Origin of the sequence: Massilia aurea, assembly GCF_014200505.1 — a bacterium.
GTDB lineage: Bacteria > Pseudomonadota > Gammaproteobacteria > Burkholderiales > Burkholderiaceae_D > Telluria > Telluria aurea_B.
Genome location: NZ_JACHBX010000002.1, coordinates 816,079 through 838,010, shown reverse-complemented (window position 1 = coordinate 838,010; position 21,932 = coordinate 816,079). Strand labels below are relative to the sequence as shown.

The 21,932-nt window shown below is 64.2% G+C and carries 19 protein-coding genes; 10 read left to right on the top strand and 9 right to left on the bottom strand.

Going from position 1 to position 21,932, the window contains the following annotated elements; genetic code table 11:
• Nucleotides 1–98 precede the first annotated feature (98 nt).
• Nucleotides 99–3,212, bottom strand: a complete 3,114-nt coding sequence (locus HD842_RS13125) for a DEAD/DEAH box helicase (protein WP_183555079.1) — start codon at nt 3,210–3,212, stop codon at nt 99–101.
• 234 nt (nt 3,213–3,446) lie between these two features.
• Here HD842_RS13125 and HD842_RS13120 point away from each other — a divergent pair, with 234 nt between their 5' ends.
• The gene (locus tag HD842_RS13120) at nt 3,447–5,798 is read left to right on the top strand and encodes a Tex family protein (RefSeq protein ID WP_183555078.1); all 2,352 of its coding nucleotides are present in this window, start codon (nt 3,447–3,449) and stop codon (nt 5,796–5,798) included.
• Nucleotides 5,799–5,808: 10 nt separating this feature from the next.
• Nucleotides 5,809–6,258, top strand: a complete 450-nt coding sequence (locus HD842_RS13115; protein ID WP_183555077.1) for a GNAT family N-acetyltransferase — start codon at nt 5,809–5,811, stop codon at nt 6,256–6,258.
• Between the two features lie 10 nt (nt 6,259–6,268).
• Here HD842_RS13115 and HD842_RS13110 read toward each other — a convergent pair whose 3' ends face one another.
• Together HD842_RS13110 and HD842_RS13105 are read right to left on the bottom strand one after the other, a co-directional pair.
• On the bottom strand, nt 6,269–6,553 hold the full coding sequence (locus HD842_RS13110) for a hypothetical protein (protein WP_183555076.1): 285 nt from the start codon (nt 6,551–6,553) through the stop codon (nt 6,269–6,271).
• Between the two features lie 80 nt (nt 6,554–6,633).
• The gene (locus tag HD842_RS13105) at nt 6,634–6,939 is read right to left on the bottom strand and encodes a hypothetical protein (protein WP_183555075.1); all 306 of its coding nucleotides are present in this window, start codon (nt 6,937–6,939) and stop codon (nt 6,634–6,636) included.
• Nucleotides 6,940–7,065: 126 nt separating this feature from the next.
• Here HD842_RS13105 and grxD point away from each other — a divergent pair, with 126 nt between their 5' ends.
• Both grxD and HD842_RS13095 read left to right on the top strand, forming a co-directional pair.
• On the top strand, nt 7,066–7,380 hold the full coding sequence (gene grxD / locus HD842_RS13100; protein ID WP_183555074.1) for a Grx4 family monothiol glutaredoxin: 315 nt from the start codon (nt 7,066–7,068) through the stop codon (nt 7,378–7,380).
• A gap of 4 nt (nt 7,381–7,384) precedes the next feature.
• Nucleotides 7,385–7,987 (top strand): UbiX family flavin prenyltransferase, encoded by a 603-nt coding sequence (locus tag HD842_RS13095; RefSeq protein WP_183555072.1) that lies wholly within the window; start codon nt 7,385–7,387, stop codon nt 7,985–7,987.
• A 34-nt stretch (nt 7,988–8,021) separates the two neighbouring features.
• Here the strand turns inward: HD842_RS13095 and HD842_RS13090 are convergent, their stop codons facing one another.
• The 3 genes from HD842_RS13090 to HD842_RS13080 form a co-directional block, all read right to left on the bottom strand.
• On the bottom strand, nt 8,022–8,195 hold the full coding sequence (locus tag HD842_RS13090; RefSeq protein WP_183555071.1) for a hypothetical protein: 174 nt from the start codon (nt 8,193–8,195) through the stop codon (nt 8,022–8,024).
• Between the two features lie 139 nt (nt 8,196–8,334).
• Complete coding sequence (locus tag HD842_RS13085) at nt 8,335–8,748, bottom strand: hypothetical protein (RefSeq protein WP_183555070.1); 414 nt, start codon at nt 8,746–8,748, stop codon at nt 8,335–8,337.
• Between the two features lie 263 nt (nt 8,749–9,011).
• Nucleotides 9,012–10,076, bottom strand: coding sequence for an MBL fold metallo-hydrolase (locus tag HD842_RS13080; RefSeq protein ID WP_183555069.1), 1,065 nt, complete (start codon nt 10,074–10,076; stop codon nt 9,012–9,014).
• Nucleotides 10,077–10,208: 132 nt separating this feature from the next.
• Here HD842_RS13080 and HD842_RS13075 point away from each other — a divergent pair, with 132 nt between their 5' ends.
• The 6 genes from HD842_RS13075 to HD842_RS13050 all read left to right on the top strand — a co-directional run bounded on the left by HD842_RS13075 (nt 10,209) and on the right by HD842_RS13050 (nt 15,630).
• Nucleotides 10,209–10,625, top strand: a complete 417-nt coding sequence (locus HD842_RS13075; protein WP_183555068.1) for a MerR family transcriptional regulator — start codon at nt 10,209–10,211, stop codon at nt 10,623–10,625.
• A gap of 136 nt (nt 10,626–10,761) precedes the next feature.
• Nucleotides 10,762–11,946 (top strand): isovaleryl-CoA dehydrogenase, encoded by a 1,185-nt coding sequence (locus tag HD842_RS13070; protein WP_183555067.1) that lies wholly within the window; start codon nt 10,762–10,764, stop codon nt 11,944–11,946.
• A gap of 26 nt (nt 11,947–11,972) precedes the next feature.
• Entirely contained in the window at nt 11,973–13,172 is a 1,200-nt protein-coding gene (locus HD842_RS13065; protein ID WP_183555065.1) for an acetyl-CoA C-acyltransferase, read from the top strand.
• An 85-nt stretch (nt 13,173–13,257) separates the two neighbouring features.
• Nucleotides 13,258–13,926, top strand: coding sequence for an SDR family oxidoreductase (locus HD842_RS13060; protein ID WP_183555063.1), 669 nt, complete (start codon nt 13,258–13,260; stop codon nt 13,924–13,926).
• Nucleotides 13,927–13,945: 19 nt separating this feature from the next.
• On the top strand, nt 13,946–15,073 hold the full coding sequence (locus HD842_RS13055; protein WP_183555061.1) for an acyl-CoA dehydrogenase family protein: 1,128 nt from the start codon (nt 13,946–13,948) through the stop codon (nt 15,071–15,073).
• Nucleotides 15,070–15,630: a GNAT family N-acetyltransferase gene (locus tag HD842_RS13050; RefSeq protein ID WP_183555058.1), complete on the top strand. Its 561-nt coding sequence runs from the start codon at nt 15,070–15,072 to the stop codon at nt 15,628–15,630. Before HD842_RS13055 ends, HD842_RS13050 begins: the two co-directional genes overlap by 4 nt.
• Nucleotides 15,631–15,705: 75 nt before the next feature.
• Here the strand turns inward: HD842_RS13050 and HD842_RS13045 are convergent, their stop codons facing one another.
• From HD842_RS13045 to HD842_RS13035, 3 genes are all read right to left on the bottom strand, one after another.
• Nucleotides 15,706–16,755 (bottom strand): S66 peptidase family protein, encoded by a 1,050-nt coding sequence (locus HD842_RS13045; protein ID WP_183555056.1) that lies wholly within the window; start codon nt 16,753–16,755, stop codon nt 15,706–15,708.
• Nucleotides 16,756–16,921: 166 nt separating this feature from the next.
• On the bottom strand, nt 16,922–19,777 hold the full coding sequence (locus HD842_RS13040) for a TonB-dependent receptor domain-containing protein (protein ID WP_183555054.1): 2,856 nt from the start codon (nt 19,775–19,777) through the stop codon (nt 16,922–16,924).
• 212 nt (nt 19,778–19,989) lie between these two features.
• The gene (locus HD842_RS13035) at nt 19,990–21,768 is read right to left on the bottom strand and encodes an ABC transporter substrate-binding protein (protein WP_183555052.1); all 1,779 of its coding nucleotides are present in this window, start codon (nt 21,766–21,768) and stop codon (nt 19,990–19,992) included.
• Nucleotides 21,769–21,932 lie beyond the last annotated feature (164 nt).

The following is a 21,932-nucleotide window of genomic DNA, read 5'->3' as shown; positions in this document are numbered from 1 at the left end:
CCTTTGGTCGATACAACAATGGCGGGCTCGCGAGCCCGCCATTTCTTTATATATACCAGCGCCAGCTTGCGCTGCGCTTACTAGCCCTCCCGGATCGATTACTCCGCCAGCGGCGCAAAGATCGCCTGCAGGTCTTCCTGCGTCAATGCCATCTTCTGCGACTCGCCTTCGGACAGGATCGAGTGCGCCAGCTCCGACTTCTTCTGTTGCAGCAGCTGGATCTTTTCTTCCAGCGTGCCCTTGGCAATCAGCTTGTAGACGAACACCGGCTTGTCCTGCCCGATGCGCCAGGCGCGGTCGGTCGCCTGATTCTCGGCCGCCGGATTCCACCACGGATCGTAGTGGATCACGGTATCGGCCGCCGTCAGGTTCAACCCGACGCCGCCCGCTTTCAGGCTGATCAGGAAGATCGGCACCGCGCCCTGCTGGAATGCCGCCACCTGCGCCGAGCGGTCGCGCGTCTCGCCGGTGAGCAGCGCATACGGAATCTTGCGCAGCGCGAGTTCTTCTTCGATCAGCGCCAGCATGCTGGTGAACTGCGAGAACACGAGAATCTTGCGGCCTTCGCCCAGCAGGTCTTCGACCATCTGCATCAGATCGGTCAATTTGGCCGACACTGCCGCCGTGTTCTTTTTGGACGGCATCGACTTGACCAGGCGCGGATCGCAGCACACCTGGCGCAGCTTGAGCAGCGCCTCGAGGATCACGATCTGGCTGCGCGCCACGCCCTTGCGGTCGATCTCGTCGCGCACTTTCTTGTCCATCGCCAGGCGCACCGTTTCGTACAGGTCGCGCTGCGGGCCGGACAGCTCGATGCGGCGCACCATCTCGGTCTTTTGCGGCAGCTCTTTGGCCACGTTGTCCTTCGTGCGGCGCAGCAGGAACGGCCGGATGCGGCGATTGAGCAGCGTGCGGCGCACCGGATCGTCCTGGCGCTCGATCGGATGACGGAACTGGGTATTGAAGGTCTTTTCGTCGCCCAGCAGGCCCGGAATCAGGAAGTGGAACTGCGACCACAGCTCGCCCAGGTGATTCTCGAGCGGCGTACCGGACAGGCACAGGCGGTGGCTGGCGTCGAGCGAGCCGGCCGTCTGCGCTGCCTTGGAACGGGTGTTCTTGATGTAGTGCGATTCGTCCAGGATCACCAGGTGATAGTGGTGCTTGCGCAGTTCTTCTTCATCGCGCGGCAGCAGCGCGTAGGTGGTCAGCACGATGTCGGCGCCGTCGATCTGGTCGAACGACTCCATGCGCTCCTTGCCCTGCAAGAGCAGCACTTTGAGGCTCGGGGCAAAGCGCGCGGCTTCGTCGAACCAGTTGGCCATCAGGCTCGTTGGCGCGATCACCAGCGCCGGACTGGTCAAACGGCCCGCTTCTTTTTCGACCAGGATGTGCGCCAGCGTCTGCACCGTTTTTCCCAGGCCCATATCGTCGGCCAGGATGCCGCCCAGGTCATACTCGCGCAGGAACTGCATCCACGCCAGGCCATCGAGCTGGTAGTCGCGCAAGGTGGCCTGCAGGCCGGCCGGCGCTTCGACCTTTTTCACGGCGCCGAACTGGCTCAGTTTGCGGCCGGTCTCGCGCAGGCGCTCGCCACCGGTCCATTGCAGCTCGACGCCGCGCGCCAGCTCTTCGAGCCGCGCTGCATCGAGTGTCGACAGGCGCAGGCGCGCCTTGATCTTGTCATTGAAATACAGCTCGCCCAGCGTGGCCAGGATGGGCTTGAGGCGGCCCCACGGCAGTGCCACGCGCTCGCCATCGGGCAGCACGGCCAGCATCTGGTCGGACTCGGCGTGCGCGGCCAGCACGCTCGGATCGAATTCGAGCGGCGCGCTGCGAATCAGCTGCACCAGCACCGGCAGCAGCGGCACGCGCTTCTTGGCCACCACGATGCCCAGCTCCAGCTCGAACCAGGCATTGCCTGCTTCAGCCGGTTCGTCGATGTCGGCGTACCAGTCTTCGACCGGCACTACGTCGTAGCGGTACTTGGGCGATTTTTGCAGGTGCCAGCCGGCGTCGGACAGCGCGTCGACCGACTGCTCGGCAAAGCGCAGCCAGTGCGCCTGGCTCTCGAGCTGCAGTGCGCCGGCCATCACGTTCAGCGGCGCCGTCGCCGGCTTGCGGAAACCGATCTCGCCCAATTTGTCGAGCGCGTCGCTTTCGAGCTTGGGGTCGCGTTCGATGATTTCGGTGAGGTCGCCCACCTGGCGCACGACGCGCTGCGACGGGTCGAACGAGACGCGCTGGCCGTCGTAATCAAAAGCCAGCACGGCGAAGTCCTGCCAGCGCGCGGCGCTGCCGTCGGCCAGCTGCACCGCATCGAGCAGCAGGTGGGGGATCGGTTTGACGTCATTACGCAGGCGCTGCGTGAGCGGCTGCGGCAGCGGCATCAGTTGCTGCAGGCCGTGCGCAAGCAGCAGTTGCGAGACGCGTTTCTTGTCGGTGCCGGTGAGCGTGGGCGCCTGCGCCACCAGCGCCTGCAGTTCGGCCAGCGAGATGTCGATGCCGCCGCGATTGAGTTCGAGCGGGCCGCACGACAGATTGTCGATGTACCACGGCGGATCGGTCGGCAGCATGTAGTCGATCTGGTCGGCGGCGCTGTGCGCGGCCGCGCCGCCTACAGGTTCGACCGACCAGCCGAGTTTTGCGACACGGCCTTCGTCGCGCCAGGCCAGGCTGGCCAGGCGGGTCGGGCCGCCCTGCAGCGGGTAGACCAGGCCGCCGGCCATGTCGGCCCACGAGTTCGCCCACAGCAGCTTGCCCTGTTCGAGGAGCATCTGCAGCAGGATCGCGCCGACCTTGCCTTTCGGTTCGGTGGCGCTGGTGCCTTGCGCCGACCCGCTGCGCATGGCGATGAAAAAGCGCACCAGGTCGATGTCGTCGCCTTCGAGATAAGCCGGCGGCGCCGACAGGAGCGAAAAGACTTCGCTGACGGGACTGGCCGCGGCCACGTCGCCGTTCGGCCGCAGGCGCGCCTTGCACAGGCACAGCGCGACGTGGCGCCCGCCGCTGGTGGGCGCCATCACGTAGACGAACTTGTACTGCGCGGCCTTGGGGTCGACCACTTCGTCGGTCAGCTTCGGCTGCGGATGCGCAGCTGCTTCGACCCGCTGCAACCAGCTCACGACCGGCGCCGGCAGGGCCGGTGAACGTGCGGGCGTGCGGGCTGCGGGTGCGTCGCTGGCTTTCTCGCGAAGATAATCGACTGTTGTCATTGGGTCTCGTGGCAGGGTATTAAAAACGGCAATAACGACTATTATCTCGCATACGAACACTTCCGATTTGTTCGTAATCGCACCTTGCAGACAAATGGTGCGCGCACGCAACGCGTGTGTCTTCTGCCAACCGACTGTTCTCTCATGTTCGACTGACGCTGTCAAGACTGGCGTATCGGCGCTGTTTGCGTATCATTGGCCGCTTGGTCCACGATCCCCGCTTCGCCACTGCCTATGCTGCCCTCCATCGAACAACGCCTCGCCAAAGAACTCGCCGCCAGGCCAGCCCAGGTGGCCGCCGCCATCGCCCTGCTCGACGAAGGCGCCACCGTGCCGTTCATCGCGCGCTACCGCAAGGAAGCCACCGGCGGCCTGGATGACATCCAGCTGCGCCTTCTCGAAGAACGCCTGCGCTATCTGCGCGAGCTGGAAGACCGGCGCGCGTCGATCATCGCGTCGATCACGGAGCAGAACAAGATGACGCCGGCGCTGCTGGAATCGATCGCGCTGGCCGAGGATAAAACGCGTCTCGAAGACCTGTACCTGCCCTACAAGCAGAAACGCCGCACGAAGGCGCAGATCGCGATCGAGGCGGGCCTCGCGCCGCTGGCCGAGACCCTGCTGGCCGACCCGCAGCAGGATCCCGAGGCCATCGCGAAAGACTATCTGCGCGACGCATTCACCAACGCCGACGGCGGCGCCAACCCCGGCGTGCTTGATACCAAGGCGGCGCTCGATGGCGCGCGCCAGATCCTGATGGAGCGCTTTGCCGAAGACGCCGCGCTGCTGCAGACGCTGCGCGAGTACGTGCAGGAACACGGCGTCGTCGAATCGAAGGTCGTCGCGGGTAAGCAGGACGAAGGCGAAAAATTCGCTGACTATTTCGACTACAGCGAACCACTGGCCGCAGTGCCGTCGCACCGCGCGCTGGCGCTGCTGCGTGGCCGCCGCGAAGGCATGCTGGACGTGGCGCTGCGCCTGGATTCCGAGCCCGAAAAGCCGAAGTGGGACGCACCGCTCAATCCGTGCGAAGGCCGCATCGCGGCGCGCTTCGGCATCAAGGCGCAGGGCCGCCCGGCCGACAAATGGCTGCTCGATACGGCGCGCTGGACCTGGCGCGTGAAAAGCTTCATGCACCTGGATACCGAGTTGATGGGCGCGCTGCGCGACAAGGCCGAACTCGATGCGATCGGCGTCTTCGCGCGTAACCTGAAGGCCCTGCTGCTGGCCGCGCCGGCCGGCCCGCGCGCGACGATGGGCCTGGACCCTGGCCTGCGCACCGGCGTGAAGGTCGTCGTGGTCGACGCCACCGGCAAGGTGGTCGATACCGCCACGGTCTACCCGCACCAACCGCGCAATGACTGGGCCGGCGCGCTGCATACGCTTGGCCTGCTGGCTGCGAAACACAATGTGTCGCTGGTTTCGATCGGCAATGGCACCGGCTCGCGCGAGACCGACAAGCTGGCGCAGGATCTGATCAAGCAGCAACCTGACCTGAAGCTGACGAAAATCGTCGTCTCGGAAGCCGGCGCATCGGTCTATTCGGCATCCGAATTCGCCTCGCGCGAGCTGCCCGACATGGACGTGTCGCTGCGCGGCGCCGTCTCGATTGCGCGCCGCCTGCAAGATCCGCTGGCCGAACTGGTCAAGATCGATCCGAAGTCGATCGGCGTAGGCCAGTACCAGCACGACGTGTCGCAAAGCCAGCTGGCGCGCTCGCTCGACGCTGTGGTGGAGGATTGCGTGAATGCCGTCGGCGTGGACGTGAACACCGCGTCGGCGCCGCTGCTGGCGCGCGTGTCCGGCCTGTCGTCCACGGTGGCGCAGGGCATCGTCGCGTATCGCGACACGCATGGTGCTTTTGCCTCGCGCGCGGCGCTGAAAAAAGTGCCGCGCCTGGGCGAGAAAACCTTCGAGCAGGCAGCGGGCTTTTTGCGCGTGATGAACAGCGCCAACCCGCTGGATGCATCGGCCGTGCACCCGGAATCGTACCCGCTCGTCGAAAAAATCCTGCTCGACGTCAAGCGCGACATGAAAGCCGTGATCGGCGACGGTGCACTCATTAAAAGCCTGAACCCGGCCAGGTATGCGGACGACAAGTTCGGCGTGCCGACCATCACCGATATCCTGAAAGAGCTGGAGAAACCGGGCCGCGATCCACGGCCCGAGTTCACGACGGCCACCTTCAAGGATGGCGTGGAGCAGATCTCGGACCTGCGCCCCGACATGATCCTGGAAGGCGTGGTCACCAACGTCGCCGCCTTTGGCGCGTTCGTCGACATCGGCGTACACCAGGACGGCCTGGTGCACATCTCGGCGCTGTCGAACACGTTCGTGAAAGACCCGCACACGGTGGTCAAGGCCGGCCAGGTGGTCAAGGTCAAGGTGCTGGAAGTGGACCCGAAGCGCAAGCGCATCGCGCTGACGATGCGCCTGACGGACAGCGCGCCGCAGCCGGGCGCGCAGCCGGCGCAGCGCCCCGACCGCAACGACGCCAAACGCGTGCAGCAGCACCAGCGCCAGGAACGCACGGCGGCGCCGGCCAGCGGCGCGATGGCCGATGCGTTTGCCAAGCTGCGCAAATAACAGGCAGCCGATGCTGCGCGTCGTCCACGTCGATCCGGATCACGCCGACGCGCGGCGTGTTGTAGCAGAACTCGATGCGGCGCTGTCTGCAATCACGGGCGAAAGCGGCGCGGCCTCGTTCGATCCAGAGGATTGCCGGGGCGCGGGCGCCTGCTTCGTGCTGGCCTACGACGCCGATGGCAGCGCGGTGGGCTGCGGCGCCGTGCGCGCGCTTGCGGGCGATATCGGGGAACTCAAGCGGATGTATGCGCAGCCTGGCAGCGGGGCCGGCGCGCACGTGCTGGCAGAACTCGAGCGGCACGCCGCGGCATGCGGCTACCGCCAGTTATGGCTGTCGACGCGGCGCGTGAATGCGCGCGCGGTGGCGTTCTACGAACGGCACGGTTATGTGCAGGTGGCGCCCTACGGCCGGTATGTCGGCCGCGCGGCATCGGTTTGTCTCGGGCGGCGCCTGCCCTGACGCCGTTGCTTCAGCTGTGCTTGATCAGAATGCCGATCAGGTACACGCCCAGGCAGCCAAACCCGATCAGCAGCATCTTGTGCTGCGGGATCGCCGGCGCGCCCGTCTTCTTGATGTGCAGCGCGTCGCGCACCAGCAGCAGCGCGTAGATCAGCGCGGCGAGTCCCGACAGGATGTCGCCCGGGCTCGGGCGCGTGAATCCCGTATAGATATTCAGGATGCCGGGAATGCCCAGCAGGGCGGCGATCACGAGGTTCGCGTTCGGCGATGGTACGCGGCGGCGGGGTTGCTGCATCGGGTGCTCCGGTGGATGGTGACAAACGGCGCGATCATACCGCAATGCCGGGCGCAGGCACTGACGGCGCGCGAAGGCGCTCAGGCGAACAGGGTCGTGTTGCGCAGCACGAGCTTGATCAGGAAGCACCCGGCAAAGGCGCCAAAGCAGATGAAGCCGATCAGCGTGACGCGCGGCGAGGTCAGCAGCGCCAGCCGGCCGGCGCGCCGCTGCAGCGCGCACCAGGCCAGGAACAACGCCATCATCAACGGGCCGATCTGGACGAAGACATCGACCGCGCGGCCGCTTCTCAAGGCATTGGTGCCGTCATACAGTGCTGGCAAGCCCAGCAGCGCGGCAAAAACCCACAGGGCCGCGATGGGCAAGGTAGCGAACGTGTTCTTCATCGTGTTTCCCGTCATCTTGAACCGGGGCATGATACCGCAGCGCCGTGATGGTCACCGATGCCGTCCACGTCGAATTCTTATAGAATGGCGCCATCTACCCATTCCTCTCCAAAAGGCACACATCAAATGAGCGACGTTCAAACCTGGATCAAAGACACCGTGACCTCGACCCCGGTCGTGCTGTTCATGAAAGGCACTGCCCAGTTCCCACAGTGCGGCTTTTCCGGCCGTGCCATCCAGTTGCTGAAAGCGTGCGGCGTCGACAACGTCGCCACCGTGAACGTGCTGGACGACGCTGAAGTGCGTCAAGGTATCAAGGACTACTCGAACTGGCCAACCGTGCCGCAGCTGTACGTGAACGGCGAGTTCATCGGCGGCACCGACATCATGAACGAGATGTACGAATCCGGCGAACTGCAGACCCTGCTGAAAAACGGCTGATTGCATGACTGAGCGCCCGCGCCGTATTGTTGTCGCCCTCACCGGCGCGACCGGCGCAACCTATGGCGTGCAGCTGCTCAAGCGGCTGCACGCAACGCCTGGCATCGAAAGCCACCTGATCATTTCCGACGCCGCCACGCTGACCCTGCACCAGGAACTCGGCCTGCAGCGTCGGGACGTCGAAGCGCTGGCGCACGTCGTGCACCGCAACCGCGATATTGGCGCGTCCATTGCCAGCGGGTCGTACCAGGTCGACGGCATGGTCGTCGCGCCCTGCTCGATGAAAACCCTGGCCGCCGTGGCCCACGGTTTCTCGGATAACCTCGTCACGCGCGCTGCCGACGTGATCCTCAAGGAACGCCGGCGCCTGGTACTGATGGTGCGCGAAACCCCGTTCAATCTGGCCCACTTGCGCAATATGACGTCGGTGACCGAAATGGGCGGCATCATCTTCCCGCCATTGCCGAGCTTTTACCACCGGCCTGCGTCGATCGCGGACATGGTCGAGCACACGGTGGACCGTGTCGTGGACTTGCTGGGGATAGAAAATACCCACGCCGCGCGCTGGGGCGGCATGAAAGCAGAACAGAACGACGTGGCAGGATGAACCGGCATGCCGGCTCGCGCCGGCATGGGTTGTCTCAGCGTTTGTCGTCGTAACGGTTGTCTTCAGACTTTTTCAAGTCCCGCGCTTCTTCGAGCATTCGCCGCCGGGCGTTGCGTTCTCGCATCAGTTCAGCATGACGCGCTGCCGTCATCGGCGGCACCGTCATCAAATCCTTGAGCTGGGCGGTATTGGCGTAGTTGTTTCGCATGCGTCAGCTGCTCCTGGGTGAACCTGAAACGGTGGCGGAAACTGCTACCACCTGATCAGATTATGGACCAGACCAGCCTATTTGTACTGTTCTGCACGACAAAAGTGCAAACCAGCAATAACGCTACTGCGACCGACGTTTACTTCGCGTCCGGCTTCGTGTGATTCACACGCACCAGCATGCGAATGAATTCGCGTGCCAGCTGGCGGTGGTGCTCATCGAGGCGCTGCAGGTCGGCGATCAGCTTGACGTCGGCCGATTCAAAGCGCGCGCTGGCAGCACCGGCCTCGCCGGTCGCCTGCTCGGCGCCGCCGAAACGCAACCAGTCGGCAGGCACGCCCAGCCACTGGGCGATCATGCGCAATTTTTCCTGGGTGGGAATGGCTTCACCGACCAGCCACTTGCGGGCGGCATGGACCGTGATCGGTCGACCCTCGAAACGGATATTGAATTCTCGCGCCAGACGCGTAGGGCTATCGGGCGAGTAGTGAGCGTTCTTCAGGGCATGTTGGAGGCGTTCGCTGAAGCTCTCCCGTTCATTGGTTGAATTCATTGCGGTACTTGTTATTGGACAAAGGGAGGTTCTTCCAGACGAGAAACCTCATCTTTACACTATACAACTAATAAGTAACAAAGATGTGGTTTTTTAATAGTTTTTACACGCAATTTGTGTTATTCCCAACAGCAATTCTCACAAGAACGGTTGTCATTTAAAAACGTCTGATCGGGAATGAAACAACTACGTACTATTATTTAGAACGATTCCACGGAATGCACGTGCTGTTCAATATGTATCCGATGGTGACATATTGGATGTTAGTTTCGCGTGAAAACTATCACCCCATCGGCATTTGTCACGCGGGTCAATTGACCGTCATACCAAAGCTGGTGCAGGTGTGCGAGCGCTTCGCCCAGTGCAAAACTGAGCTGGTGGGCATCGAGCGGACGCCGGAACATGATCGGCACGATCTCGGCCGCCGAACGGGGCACGGCGCAGGCAGCGAGCACCTCGGCCAGCCGGTCAACATGGTGCTCGCGCAATTGCCGGATGCGCGTGTGCAGCCCGCGAAACGGCTTGCCGTGGGACGGCAGCACCAGGACGTCGTCGGGCAGGTCGGCGAACTTGCCCAGCGAGTCCAGATACAGTTGCAATGGGTTGCCATCGGGCTCCACGGCAAACACCGAGACGTTCGTCGAGATACGCGGCAAGACCATGTCGCCGGATACCAGGATGTTCAGGTTTGCGCAGTACAACGAGGCGTGTTCGGGCGAGTGACCAAAGCCGGTGATCACGCGCCACAATTGCCCCCCAATTGTGACATCTTGCTTGTCCTGCAACCGGGTGTACGCCAGCGGCACGCTCGGCACCAGTGACGGATAGTAATTGCGACGGCTGCCCATCTGGTCCAGCATCGCCGCGTCGCGCAAGCCGTGGCGCTCGAAATGCGGGATGGCCGACGGCCCGTCCACGCCCGGCAGCGCTGCTGCCATCATGCGCATGAAACCGAATTCGCCCGTCGTGGTCCAGAACGGCGCAGCAAAGCGCTCGCACAACCAGCCCGCGAGTCCGACGTGATCGGGGTGGCAGTGGGTAGCGATGACACGTACCAGTGGCTCCCCGGCCAGCCCGTCGGCCAGCAATTGCTCCCAGGCGGTGCGGGTGGCGTCGGTCCCGGCGCCGGTGTCGATCAGGCTCCAGCCGGCGCGCAGCGCACCGCTCTGGTCGACGGCATCCTGCAGCAGCCACAGATTGACGTGGTCCAGCGCGAATGGCAGCGGCATGCGGGCCCAGCGCAGGCCTGGGACGATCTCGACCACCGCCCCCGGTACAGGGATTGTCTCGCCAAACGCATACGACAGTTGGGACTCAAGCGCATTCATGCAAATCTTCCTTTTCTGGGGGCACGGCGGGCGCGCTACAATACGACGCAACGTCAATTTACGTTAACGGAAGTTACTGCTTGTTTCGATTTTACGCGATTTTTGGTTGTTTCCCAACCGCTACAAAACCTCATGCCGACTACCTATACCATCGCCGAACTGGCGCGCGAATTCGATATTACTGCACGGGCCATCCGTTTCTATGAAGATCAGGGCCTGCTCAGCCCCAAACGCGAAGGCGTGGGCGGCCGCAACCGTGTCTACACGCCGCGCGACCGGACCCGCCTGAAACTGACCCTGCGCGGCAAGCGCCTGGGTTTGACGCTGTCCGAGATCAAGAGCATCGTCGACATGTACGAGTCGCCGAAAGACACGCAGGCCCAAATCGACCGCTTCCTTGCGGTGCTGGGCCAGCAGCGCGTGACGCTTGAACAGCAGCGCGCCGATATCGAGATGGCGCTCGAAGAAATCGTCGCCCACGAAGACGAATGCCGGCGCCTGCTCGGCGGTAATCATGGCAACGGTGAAGCCGGCCGCGACGCTGCCTGAGTCTCCAGGCACAACGGGCGCTGACAACTTGTCGGCGCTTTTTTTTGCCTGCTGTTTGACGTTTACGTTAACGTAATGCGCGAGTATGATTGTCGCCACCCCTTCTCAATTCATTACTGTTCACCGCGAGGACGACATGCTGCACCTTCCAGGCCTGACTTTTGACCATGGCGACGATATCGCCGCGCTGCGCGAAGCCGTCCAGCAATTTGCCGCCAGCGAAATTGCGCCGCGCGCGGCCGAGATCGACCGCAGCGACCAGTTCCCGATGGACTTGTGGAAAAAGATGGGCGAACTCGGCCTGCTGGGCATCACGGTGAGCGAGGAATACGGCGGCGCGAACATGGGCTACCTGGCCCACATCGTGGCGATGGAAGAAATCTCGCGCGCTTCGGCGTCGGTTGGCCTGTCGTACGGCGCCCACTCGAACCTGTGCGTGAATCAGATCAAGCGCAACGGCACCGAAGCGCAGAAGCAGCACTACCTACCCAAGCTGATCTCGGGCGAACACATCGGCGCACTGGCGATGTCCGAGCCAAACGCCGGATCGGACGTGGTCAGCATGCGCCTGCGCGCCGAACTCAAGGGCGACCGCTACGTGCTCAACGGCACCAAGATGTGGATCACCAATGGCCCCGACGCCGACACGCTGGTCGTCTACGCCAAGACCGATCCCGAGGCAGGCGCGCGCGGCATGACCGCCTTCCTGATCGAAAAAGGTTTCAAAGGGTTCTCGATCGCGCAAAAGCTCGACAAGCTCGGCATGCGCGGCTCGCACACGGGCGAACTGGTGTTCCAGGATTGCGAGGTCCCCGTCGAGAACGTGCTGGGCGGCGTCGGCAAAGGCGTCAATGTCCTGATGTCGGGCCTGGACTTCGAGCGCACCGTGCTCTCGGGCGGCCCGCTCGGGATCATGTCGGCCTGCATGGACGTGGTGGTGCCGTACATCCACGACCGCAAGCAGTTCGGCCAGGCCATCGGCGAATTCCAGCTCATGCAGGGCAAGATCGCCGACATGTACTCGACCATGATGGCGTGCCGCGCCTACGTATATGCAGTCGGCCAGGCCTGCGATCGCGCCACGGGCCCGGAGCAGATCCGCGCCCTGCGCAAGGACGCCGCCGGCGCCATCCTGTACAGCGCCGAAAAAGCCACGTGGATGGCCGGCGAAGCGATCCAGACGCTGGGCGGCAACGGCTACATCAACGAATACCCGGTCGGCCGCCTGTGGCGCGACGCCAAGCTGTACGAAATCGGCGCCGGCACCAGCGAAATCCGCCGCATGCTGATCGGCCGCGAGCTGTTCGGCGAGACCATGTAATCCCTTCAGATCCGGAGACCCACACCATGAACGATCCAGTCGTTATCGTCGGCGCCGCGCGCACCCCGATGGGCGCCTTCCAGGGCGATTTTTCCAGCAAGACCGCCAGTGACCTGGGCGCCGTCGCGATCCAGGCCGCCGTGCAGCGCGCCGGCGTCGATCCTGCCGCCGTCGAACACGTCTACTTCGGCAACTGCCTGATGGCGGGCCAGGGCCAGGCCCCGGCCCGCCAGGCGCTGATCAAGGCCGGCCTGCCGATGTCCACCGGCGCCGTAACGCTGTCCAAAATGTGTGGCTCGGCGATGCAGGCGGCGATCTTCGCGCACGACCAGCTGGTGGCCGGCAGCGCCGACGTCGTCGTCGCCGGCGGCATGGAATCGATGACCGGCGCGCCCTACCTGATCCCGAAGGCACGCGGCGGCTACCGCATCGGCCACGCGCCGATGTTCGACCACATGATGCTCGACGGCCTCGAAGACGCCTACTCGCGCAACGAGAAAACGGGTGAAGGCCGCTCGATGGGCACCTTCGCCGAAGAGTGCGTGGCCAGCTACGGCTTCACGCGCGAAGAGCAGGACAACTTCGCAATCGCCTCGGTCAAGCGCGCGCAGGCTGCCGCCACCGACGGCGGCTTCGATTGGGAAATCGCCCCCGTCACCGTCACCAGCCGCGCCGGCGAGACCGTCATCGACAAGGATGAAGGCCCGCTCAAGGCGAAGATCGACAAGATCCCGTCATTGAAACCCGCGTTCAAGAAGGATGGCACCGTCACCGCCGCCTCGTCGTCGTCGATCAACGATGGCGCCGCCGCCCTCGTGATGATGCGCGAATCGACCGCCAAAGAACTAGGCCTGACGCCGATCGCGCGCGTGCTCGGTCACGCCACGCATGCACAGGAACCGAACCTGTTTACCACCGCCCCGATCGGCGCGATGCAGAAGCTCTTCAAGAAAACCGGCTGGACGGCGGGCGACGTCGACCTGTACGAGATCAACGAAGCGTTTGCCGCAGTGCCGATGGCGGCGATGCGCGATCTGGCCATCCCGCACGAGAAGGTCAATGTGCACGGCGGCGCCTGCGCGCTGGGCCACCCGATCGGCGCGTCTGGCGCGCGCATCGTCGTCACGCTGCTCGGCGCGCTCAAGCGCACCGGCGGCAAGCGTGGTGTGGCAGCGCTGTGCATCGGCGGCGGCGAAGCCACGGCGATGGCGATCGAGCTGGTGTAAGCCCGCCCGCGATGCGCTGCAACGATAAACAAAGCATGCGACTATTGAAGGTCTTGTTCTACCAACCCTTCACAAGGAGCACAGCATGCCCACTGTATTGATCGTCGGCGCCTCGCGCGGCATTGGCCATGAAATGGCCGCCCAATATCGCCAGGACGGCTGGCGCGTCATCGCCACCGCACGCAAGCAGGAAGACTGCGATGGCCTCGTCGCGCTGGGCGCCGAAGCGCACCAGCTCGACGTGCTCGATGCCGAATCGATCGCCGCGCTGGCCTGGCGCCTGGACGACGAAAAAATCGACAGCGCCTGGCTGGTGGCCGGCGTGTATGGCCCGGCCCACGGGAGTTTCCCGACCGGCCCCGAATTCGACGCCGTCATGCACACCAATGTGCTCTCGGCGATGCGCCTGATTCCGATCGTCGCCCCGCTGCTGGCCGACTCGAAGGGCAAGCTGGCGGTGCTGTCATCGCGCATGGGCTCCATCGGCGAGCGCTCGGGCACCGACGGCACGCTGTACCGCGCCAGCAAGGCCGCGCTCAATTCGGTGCTCAAGGACGCCTCGATCACCTACGGCGCGCAAGGCGTGACCTGCATCGCCTTCCATCCGGGCTGGGTCCAGACCGATATGGGCGGTAGCGGCGCAGCGCTCACCGTGCACGACAGCGTGCGCGATCTGCGCGCCACGCTGGCCAGGGTGGACGCGGGCGCCAACGGCAGTTTCCTGAACCACGACGGCGAGCCGATCGCCTGGTAACACACAATAGCGAGACCCCATGATCCTGTCCGACGAACACCAGATGATCCGCGACGCCCTGCGCAGCTTTGCCCAGGAGCGCCTGGCCCCCAACGCTGCGCGCTGGGACCGTGAGCACCACTTCCCGCGCGAAGAGCTAGGCGAACTGGCGGCGCTGGGCGCCTTCGGCGTGGCGGTGCCGGAGCAGTATGGCGGCGCCGGCCTGGATTATGTGGCGCTCGCGCTGGTACTCGAAGAAATCGCGGCCGGCGATGGTGGCGTCTCGACCATCATCTCGGTCAACAACTGCCCCGTGTGCAGCATCGCGATGATGTATGCGAGCGAAGCGCAGAAGCAGCAGTGGCTGCGGCCCCTGGCGCAGGGCGAGCTGCTGGGCGCATTCGCGCTGACCGAGCCGCACACCGGCAGCGACGCCGCGGCGCTGCGCACGACCGCCGTGCGCGATGGCGCGCATTACGTCATCAACGGCACCAAGCAGTTCATCACCAGCGGCAAGTACGGCGACGTGGCGATCGTCATGGCCGTCACCGACAAGGCGGCCGGCAAGAAAGGCATCAGCGCGTTCTGGGTGCCGACCAACACGCCTGGTTACATCGTGGCCGGCGTCGAACACAAGATGGGCCAGCATTCGTCAGACACGGCGCAGATCGTGTTCGACAATTGCCGCGTCCCGCAGGAAAACCTGATCGGCGAAGAAGGCATGGGCTACAAGATCGCGCTGTCGGGCCTGGAGGGCGGGCGCATCGGCATCGCGTCGCAGGCAGTGGGCATGGCGCGCGCCGCGTACGAGGCCGCGCTGGCGTATGCGAAGGACCGCGAAAGCTTCGGCAAGGCGATCTTCGAGCACCAGGCGGTGCAGTTCCGCCTGGCCGAGATGGCGATGAAGATCGAGGCCGCGCGCCAGCTGATCCTGCATGCGGCGTCGATGAAGGATGCCGGCCTGCCCTGCCTGAAGGAAGCCGCAATGGCCAAGCTGTTCGCGTCCGAAATGGCCGAGCGCGTGGTGTCCGATGCGATGCAGGTGTTCGGCGGCTACGGCTACGTGGCCGACTTCCCCGTCGAACGCATCTACCGCGATGTGCGCGTGTGCCAGATCTACGAAGGCACCAGCGACATCCAGAAAATCCTGATCGCCCGCGCATTGTGAACGGACCGTTGACCCTGCAGGCGTTGGTGCCGGAACAGCTGCCGCAGCTGTTCATGTACCTCGACGACCAGCTGCAGGAAAACGGCCGCGGCGCCGTGCCGCTGTTCCAGCCCATCTCGCGCGGGCAGTCGCGCCTGCCGCCCGACAAGGCGGCGTCGTTCGCCGCCAGTTTTACCGTGCCGTTTGGCCAGCCGCGCTGGCGCCGCATGTGGCTCGCACTCGATGCCCGGGGCGCGATCGCCGGCCATGTCGACCTGCGCGCGCGGCCTGAAATTGCGGCCTACCACCGCGCACTGCTGGGCATGGGCGTGCACCGCGATCACCGCGGGGCAGGACTGGGCCGTCAGCTGGTCGAGCACGCGCTGGCGTGGGCCAGCGCTACGGCGCCACTCGAATGGGTCGATCTGGATGTCCTGTCGGGCAACCTGGCGGCGCGCCGGCTGTACGAGCGCGCCGGGTTCATCGTCACCGGCGAGGTGCATGACCTGTACCGGATCGATGGCGAGTCGCACGGCTCGGTGACGATGAGCCGGCGCCTTATGCCATACCCGAGGTAGGGTGGGCGGGTTTCCCGCCCACGCGTTCAACCCGCCTGTCACAAGCCCGCGCTAAACAGCACCACCAGAAAATTCTCAGGACACCGCCGCTTCCAGCAGCGTGATCGTCTGCGCGTGCGTATCGAGCGTGGCGCGCACGCCCATGGGCAGCGTGCACTGGTTGCGGATATGCCCAATGGAATAGCCGCTCACTGCCGGAATGACCAGCGGATGCAGGTGCAATGCCAGTGTGCGCTCGAGCGTCAGTGACACGTCCTCGTGTTCCGGTCCGCAGTTCTGGCAAATCCCCACCACCAGCGCCGCCGCACTGGCAAAGCCCCCGGCCAGATCCAGCTGCGTCATCCAGCGGTCGATCCGGTACGGCGCTTCGTTCACGTCTTCCAGGAACAGGATGCTGTTCGTGATATCGGCCGCATAGGGCGTGCCGGCCAGCGCCGCGACCATCGACAGGTTGCCGCCGATGAGCGGGCCCGTGGCCTCGCCGTGCGTGAAAGTATGGATGCCGAAGTGCGGCTCCTGCGCGGCGCGTTCGGCGTTCTCGAGCGACATCGGAATCGTGTAAGTCACCTGCGGCTCGGTCAGCACTGCCATCATGTGCTGCGTCGCATAGTGGGTCAACGTCGACGAGGCCACCGGCCCATGGAACGTCACGAGGCCCGTCTGCTTGAAGATTGCCAGGTGCAGCGCCGTGATATCGGAATACCCGATCAGCACTTTCGGATTACGGCGGATCAGCGCGTAATCCAGCCCGGACAACAGCGAGATGCAGCCCGAGCCACCGCGGATCGGCCAGATCGCCTTGACCTCGGGATCGGCGAACATCGCATGCAGGTCGGCCAGGCGCTGCTGGCTTGATCCCGCGTAGTTGCCGAACACCTCGCGCAGATAGGCGCCGGGTTTGACTTTGAAACCCAGCGCCTCGATATTGCGCACCGCCTTCTCGATGGCGGCATCGTTCGTGTACCCGCCCGGCGCGATCAGGCCGACGACGTCGCCTCGGCGCAGGCGTGGAGGTTTGATGAGCTTGTGCATGGAACGTGAAGGCACGCGCGCAGCAGCAGCGCCGGACGCGATAGTGGACATGGCAGCGGCGATGGCGCCAAAGCTGCGGCGGTTGATCTTCATGCGCAATCCAGAGTTAGCTGTAGGGTGGACGGCTACGCCGTCCACGCGGTGATCGCCAACGGTGCCGTTCACGGGCAGGATGAGATCGCCGCCAACCATCACCGCGTGGACGGCAGAGCCGTCCACCCTACCGGCCCGCGAGGCACGGGCCGTTATTGCAGGGCGATCAGAAGAACTTGTAGGTCGCCATCATCGTGAACGAACGGCCGCGCGGGTCGGCCACACGCGGCTCCCAGCTGCTGCCGGCGCCCGTGTTGCTGTCGTAGGTGATCGCGAACGGTGGATCTTCGTCCAGGATGTTCTTGATGCCGGCGGTGAGCGTCAGGTTCTTGAAGCCCGTGTAGTTCGCGGTCAGGTGGAAGATCGAGTAATCGTCTACCTTGCTGTTGTACTCGGACGGCTTGATGCGGCCGCTGGCCACACCCGGCAGCACCTGGTCGGTGTACCCGGAGCGGAAGATATTCTGCAGCATGCCGCTCCAGTTGCCGTACTTGTAGGTCACATAGGCGCTGTGCTTCCACTTCAGGCCCAGGTCGCCGGTGTACAGGAAGCGGCCGATTTCGCTCTCGCCAAATTCAGCGTTTCTGGTGGCGCGCGACTTCTTCTCGAGCAGGCGCGAACCGTCGATGCCGATGCCCCAGATCGAACCGGTGCTGAACTTGCCGGTCATGCGGGCGCCCACTTCGAGGCCGCGCGTGATGCGCTCGCCGGCATTGAGCCAGCGCTGGTCGATCTCGGTCAGGTTGCCGGCGGCGTCACGACGGAACTGGTCCTGAAACAGGCTGTAGTTCGCGATCATGGTCACCGCGTTGAACGAGTCGATCGTGTTTTCCTTGCGGATTTCCCACAGGTCGGCATTGGCCGAGAAGCCGCCGGCCGGCTCGAACACGACGCCCAGGCTGGCCTGCTTGGCCGTTTCCGGACCCAGCGTGTTCTTGCCGCCGGTGAGAATGACCGGATTGACGGCCTGGCAACCAGCGATTGCGGTGTCGACACGGCCGCTCGGGCAGGTGGCCGGATCGGCCAGGTCCTTGCCGACATACTGGCTCTCGGTCACGCCGTTGAACAGCTGGTTGAACGACGGCGCGCGGAAGCCCTCGTTGTACGAACCGCGGAACATCAGTTGCGGAATCGGCTGGTAGCGGAACGAGACCTTCGGATTGGTCGTCGCGCCAAAGCCCGTGTAATCGTCGCGGCGGATAGCGAAGGTCAGCTCCAGCGCCTGCGTGACGGGCACCAGCACCTCGGCATACACGGCCTTGATGTCGCGGCTGACCTTCGGCAGCGCATTGACGTCATCGAACGGCGCATTCAGGATCGCCGGGCGCGCGCTGACGGCGCGCAGGTCGCCGTTGAATTTGTATTCTTCGCGGCGCAGGTCGGTGCCCAGCGCCATCATCACGGCGCCGGCCGGCAGCTTGAAGATTTCACCCGACAGCGCGGCGTCGAACTGGGTCAGCGTGGTTTTACCACCGTACATGACGACGCCTGCAGCCGAGGTGGCGCGGATCGCATCGATCGCGACCTGGCTCTGGGTCTGGCCCGGCAGCAGGAACGGATTGACGATGCCCGAACCGAGCACATCGCCCAGCGCCGCCGTGTAGTTGTAGCCGGTGCCCAGCAGCGACTCCGATTCGCTGGAGGCGCGCGACAGGCCGACACGGTAATCGTAGCGGTTGCCGAACAGGGTCAGCGGCCCATCGGCGCCCACCAGCACGCGGCTGGCCTTCGTCTCGGTGGTGATCTCGCGGTTGCCGCACTCCATGCAGCGCCAGCGGTACGCAATCGGCAAGCCGTAGTTGGCCGAAATCCCCGGGAAGGTCTTGACCAGTGCGTTGTAGACGTCGTTGTAGGCCGCGCCCGTGCTTGGGTAGAACGACCTCGCGTTGAACGTTGATGCCGTTGGCGAAATCTGGTTCGGCGAGAAGCGCTTGGACACTTCGACACGCGAGGCGACGCCTTCAGCGAACAGCTCGTGCTCGCCGATGCGGAAGGTGGCGCGGCCCAGCGCATTGGTGTTCTTGACCGGCTGCTGCAGCACGGCGGCGCGGCCCGTGTCCCAGGCGCAGCCATAGGCGGCGCCCGGCGTGTCCCACAGCTTTTCGTCGTACGCGCCCATGCCGTCGATGCTGTCGCACCCGGCGCCACCCGGCAGGTCGAGGAGGCTAATGCCGTTGTAAGCAACGCTGCTGCCCGGCAGGGTCGGACCGGTGCCGGTGCGCGAGAGCAGCGTCGGCGCCAGCGTCGTGGCGAAGATATTGCCGCTCGGCGTACCGCGCGTATCGACCGACACGCCGCGGTTCGGCTGGAAGGTGTTGACGAAATCACGCTGGTTGCCGCGCAGCGCCTTGTTCTCGCTGTGGGACAGGGTCGCCAGCACGTTCCAGCCTTGCGTGTCGAGGTCGCCCCAGCCGCCAGTGAGGCTGGCGCGGCCGATTTCGCCGCCGCTTGCCTCGGCCACGTCGGTGAAGGCCTGCGCTTCCAGGCCCTTGTAGTTCTTGCGCAGGATGAAGTTGATTACGCCGCCGATGGCGTCGGTGCCGTACACGGCCGACGCGCCATCCTTGAGCACTTCGACGCGCTCGACCGCTGCCATCGGGATCGAATTCAGGTCGACCGCCGAGCCCTTCATGCCGTGCGTCGCGACGCGCCGGCCATTGAGCAGCACCAGCGTCGAATCGGAGCCCTGACCACGCAGGTTGGCGCTGGAGGCGCCGTTGTTGCCGCGCTGGGCGCCCGAGGTCACGTCGGCGTTCGAGGCCAGGTTGTCCGAGCCATTGCCGTTGATATTCAGCGTGGCGATGAGTTGCTCGGCCGTGACGATGCCCTGGTCTTCGATCTGCTTGCGCGAAATGATTTCAACCGGCAGCGCGCCCTCCTTGGCGATACGCTTGATGCTCGAGCCGGTGATCTCCACCCGCTGCATCGACGTGTCGGTTTGCGCTTGCGCCACGAGCGGCATTGCAGCGGGGGCGACCGCTCCCATCAAGGCAATCAGCTGGGCCAGTTTCTTCAATTTCACGATGTTTCTCCTTGCGTTCCGGGGCGGTCTTCGGCTGGCGCACTGTATTGGACTGCACTGCGCCGACCTGCGTGTCGCATGCCAAGTTGATTCTTGGCATTACGTTATGTTTTCAATTCAGAGTACGCTCACAATTTTGTGACAAGCCAATGAATTATCCGGAGGGGAGTATAACCAGCGGGAATATTTTCTTGCGGAAAAACTAACGGAATCTATCGCTTGCCCCTGACCAAGCGTGCCCTTTGCGCAACATCGATATCGAGGTAGCGCCAGTTCGTGAATTCGACGGGATGGCGTTTGTAGTTTTTCAACCACGGATGCCGCAAATCACCCGATAAAACATGGGTCAACGGCACCCACGGGTTGTACGCATGGAGCAGCTGGTTCATCTCGAAATAGAGTCTGTTTCGCTCTGCACCATCCTGCAGCAAGCGTGCTTTTTCATAGCGCACATTGTATTGAGGCAGGTTGAAGCGCGCGTAGTTGGCCCGCCCTGCATTGGGCCCGTACAACAGCTGATAAAAGTTGTCGCCGTCGGGGAAATCGACGATCCAGTTACTCTCGAACATCTGCACGGTTCCGAGGCGCGAGGCCTTGATGATCTCGGTTTTCTTGTCGGACTTGAACACGACGCGCACACCGATGGCATTCAGGCATTTTCGCCACAGTTCGTCGCGCAGACGCCCGCCCACGGTCGCTTCGCTGTGCATCGTCAAGGTCAGCGGCTTGCCATCGGGCGCGCGCCGAAAACCATCCGGGTCGCGCCCGTTGTAGCCATGGCGGTCCAGTAATGCATTGGCCAGCGCCGGGTCGTATGGCACCGGACTGCGGTAGCGCGGATCGTAGCCGCGCACGTTCGGCGGCAGCGGCGACTCGGCCTTGATCGCAAACCCTTTCTTCAGTAACGCAATGTCTTCGGCGCTGTTGTACGCCATCGAGATCGCACGCCGCAATGCAATGCGATCCTTGCTGTAGCCGCCCACGACCGGGTCGGTCATGTTCATCCACATATAGTAGGTCTGCAGCACCGGAAAGCGCGACAGCACGATGCCGCGCGCGGCAAGGTCAGGTTTCAAGGCGCCGTCGTGCACGACCATCTCGGTCATCGATTCGGGGATCTGTTCCAGGTAATCGTAGTCGGCATTCAGAAAGCCCAGCATGCGGCCCTGGAATTCCTCGGCGATGCGCACCTCGACCCGGTCCACGCGCGGCAGGCGCTTGCCTTCCAGTGCGGCGGCAATCGCCCGGTCCTCCGGGTCATCGCCCGGCGTGGCTGCGAACACGGCGGTGGAGTCCGGATTGGCCAGCAATACGATACGGTCGCTGCGTTTCCACTGCCCCAGCATGAACGGGCCGGTACCGATCGGGTGGTTGCCCGCCTGGCCCGGATAGGCCTCGATCACTTCACGCGCCACCACGCTGCTGGCCGCCGTCGCCAGATAAAACAGGAAATTGTTGTCGGGCGCAGTCAGCTGGATGCGCAGCGTGTAGCGGTCCGGCGCCTGCAGGCCGGCCACCGGCACATCGGGGCCGAAGCGCGCGCGCAGCGCGGCGTCGCCCGCGATCTTGCCTTCGAACATATAGGCCCAGGGCGACTTGAGCGCCGGGTCGTATAAACGCTTGAGGCTATAGACATAGTCGGCCGCCGTGACTTCGCGCTTGCGGCCCTTGAACGCGGGATCGGGCGTGAAATGGATGCCGGGGCGGATGCGGAAGGTGTAGGTCAGGCCGTCGCTGCTGACGGTCGGCATCGCCGTGGCCGTGTTGGGGCGCAGCGTGGCCGGGCGCGCCAGGTAGTCGTAGCGCAGCAGCGGATCGAACAGGTTTTCCAGCAGCGACAGCGTGGCGTTGTCGGACGCCACGGCCGGGTCGAGCCCCGTCTCGCTGGTAGAGAGGAACATGTGCAGGACCTTGTCTTGCGCCTGGACGGCCGGGCATGGCAAAAACAATGACAGCGACAGCAGCGCAGCAGCGGCGGAGCGAAATTTCATGACGGCAGATCCTTTGGAGCGTCCCATCGGGCGTGCCGTATCATAGGCGCGCTGCGCCTTGGCAAGCAACGCTCATAACTTTTGCGCATGGCGCGGCTGCATTCTTTCATCCACGCAGCTTGCCCTTGGCCCCTGGGCGCTGCACAATCGTCCGAACCCGGCGG

Excerpts from the sequence above, each read along its gene's own strand:
- HD842_RS13125 (WP_183555079.1), bottom strand. The coding sequence starts at position 3,212 with ATGACAACAGTCGATTATCTTCGCGAGAAAGCCAGCGACGCACCCGCA.
- HD842_RS13120 (WP_183555078.1), top strand. The coding sequence starts at position 3,447 with ATGCTGCCCTCCATCGAACAACGCCTCGCCAAAGAACTCGCCGCCAGG.
- HD842_RS13115 (WP_183555077.1), top strand. The coding sequence starts at position 5,809 with ATGCTGCGCGTCGTCCACGTCGATCCGGATCACGCCGACGCGCGGCGT.
- HD842_RS13110 (WP_183555076.1), bottom strand. The coding sequence starts at position 6,553 with ATGCAGCAACCCCGCCGCCGCGTACCATCGCCGAACGCGAACCTCGTG.
- HD842_RS13105 (WP_183555075.1), bottom strand. The coding sequence starts at position 6,939 with ATGAAGAACACGTTCGCTACCTTGCCCATCGCGGCCCTGTGGGTTTTT.
- grxD (WP_183555074.1), top strand. The coding sequence starts at position 7,066 with ATGAGCGACGTTCAAACCTGGATCAAAGACACCGTGACCTCGACCCCG.
- HD842_RS13095 (WP_183555072.1), top strand. The coding sequence starts at position 7,385 with ATGACTGAGCGCCCGCGCCGTATTGTTGTCGCCCTCACCGGCGCGACC.
- HD842_RS13090 (WP_183555071.1), bottom strand. The coding sequence starts at position 8,195 with ATGCGAAACAACTACGCCAATACCGCCCAGCTCAAGGATTTGATGACG.
- HD842_RS13085 (WP_183555070.1), bottom strand. The coding sequence starts at position 8,748 with ATGAATTCAACCAATGAACGGGAGAGCTTCAGCGAACGCCTCCAACAT.
- HD842_RS13080 (WP_183555069.1), bottom strand. The coding sequence starts at position 10,076 with ATGAATGCGCTTGAGTCCCAACTGTCGTATGCGTTTGGCGAGACAATC.
- HD842_RS13075 (WP_183555068.1), top strand. The coding sequence starts at position 10,209 with ATGCCGACTACCTATACCATCGCCGAACTGGCGCGCGAATTCGATATT.
- HD842_RS13070 (WP_183555067.1), top strand. The coding sequence starts at position 10,762 with ATGCTGCACCTTCCAGGCCTGACTTTTGACCATGGCGACGATATCGCC.
- HD842_RS13065 (WP_183555065.1), top strand. The coding sequence starts at position 11,973 with ATGAACGATCCAGTCGTTATCGTCGGCGCCGCGCGCACCCCGATGGGC.
- HD842_RS13060 (WP_183555063.1), top strand. The coding sequence starts at position 13,258 with ATGCCCACTGTATTGATCGTCGGCGCCTCGCGCGGCATTGGCCATGAA.
- HD842_RS13055 (WP_183555061.1), top strand. The coding sequence starts at position 13,946 with ATGATCCTGTCCGACGAACACCAGATGATCCGCGACGCCCTGCGCAGC.
- HD842_RS13045 (WP_183555056.1), bottom strand. The coding sequence starts at position 16,755 with ATGAAGATCAACCGCCGCAGCTTTGGCGCCATCGCCGCTGCCATGTCC.
- HD842_RS13035 (WP_183555052.1), bottom strand. The coding sequence starts at position 21,768 with ATGAAATTTCGCTCCGCCGCTGCTGCGCTGCTGTCGCTGTCATTGTTT.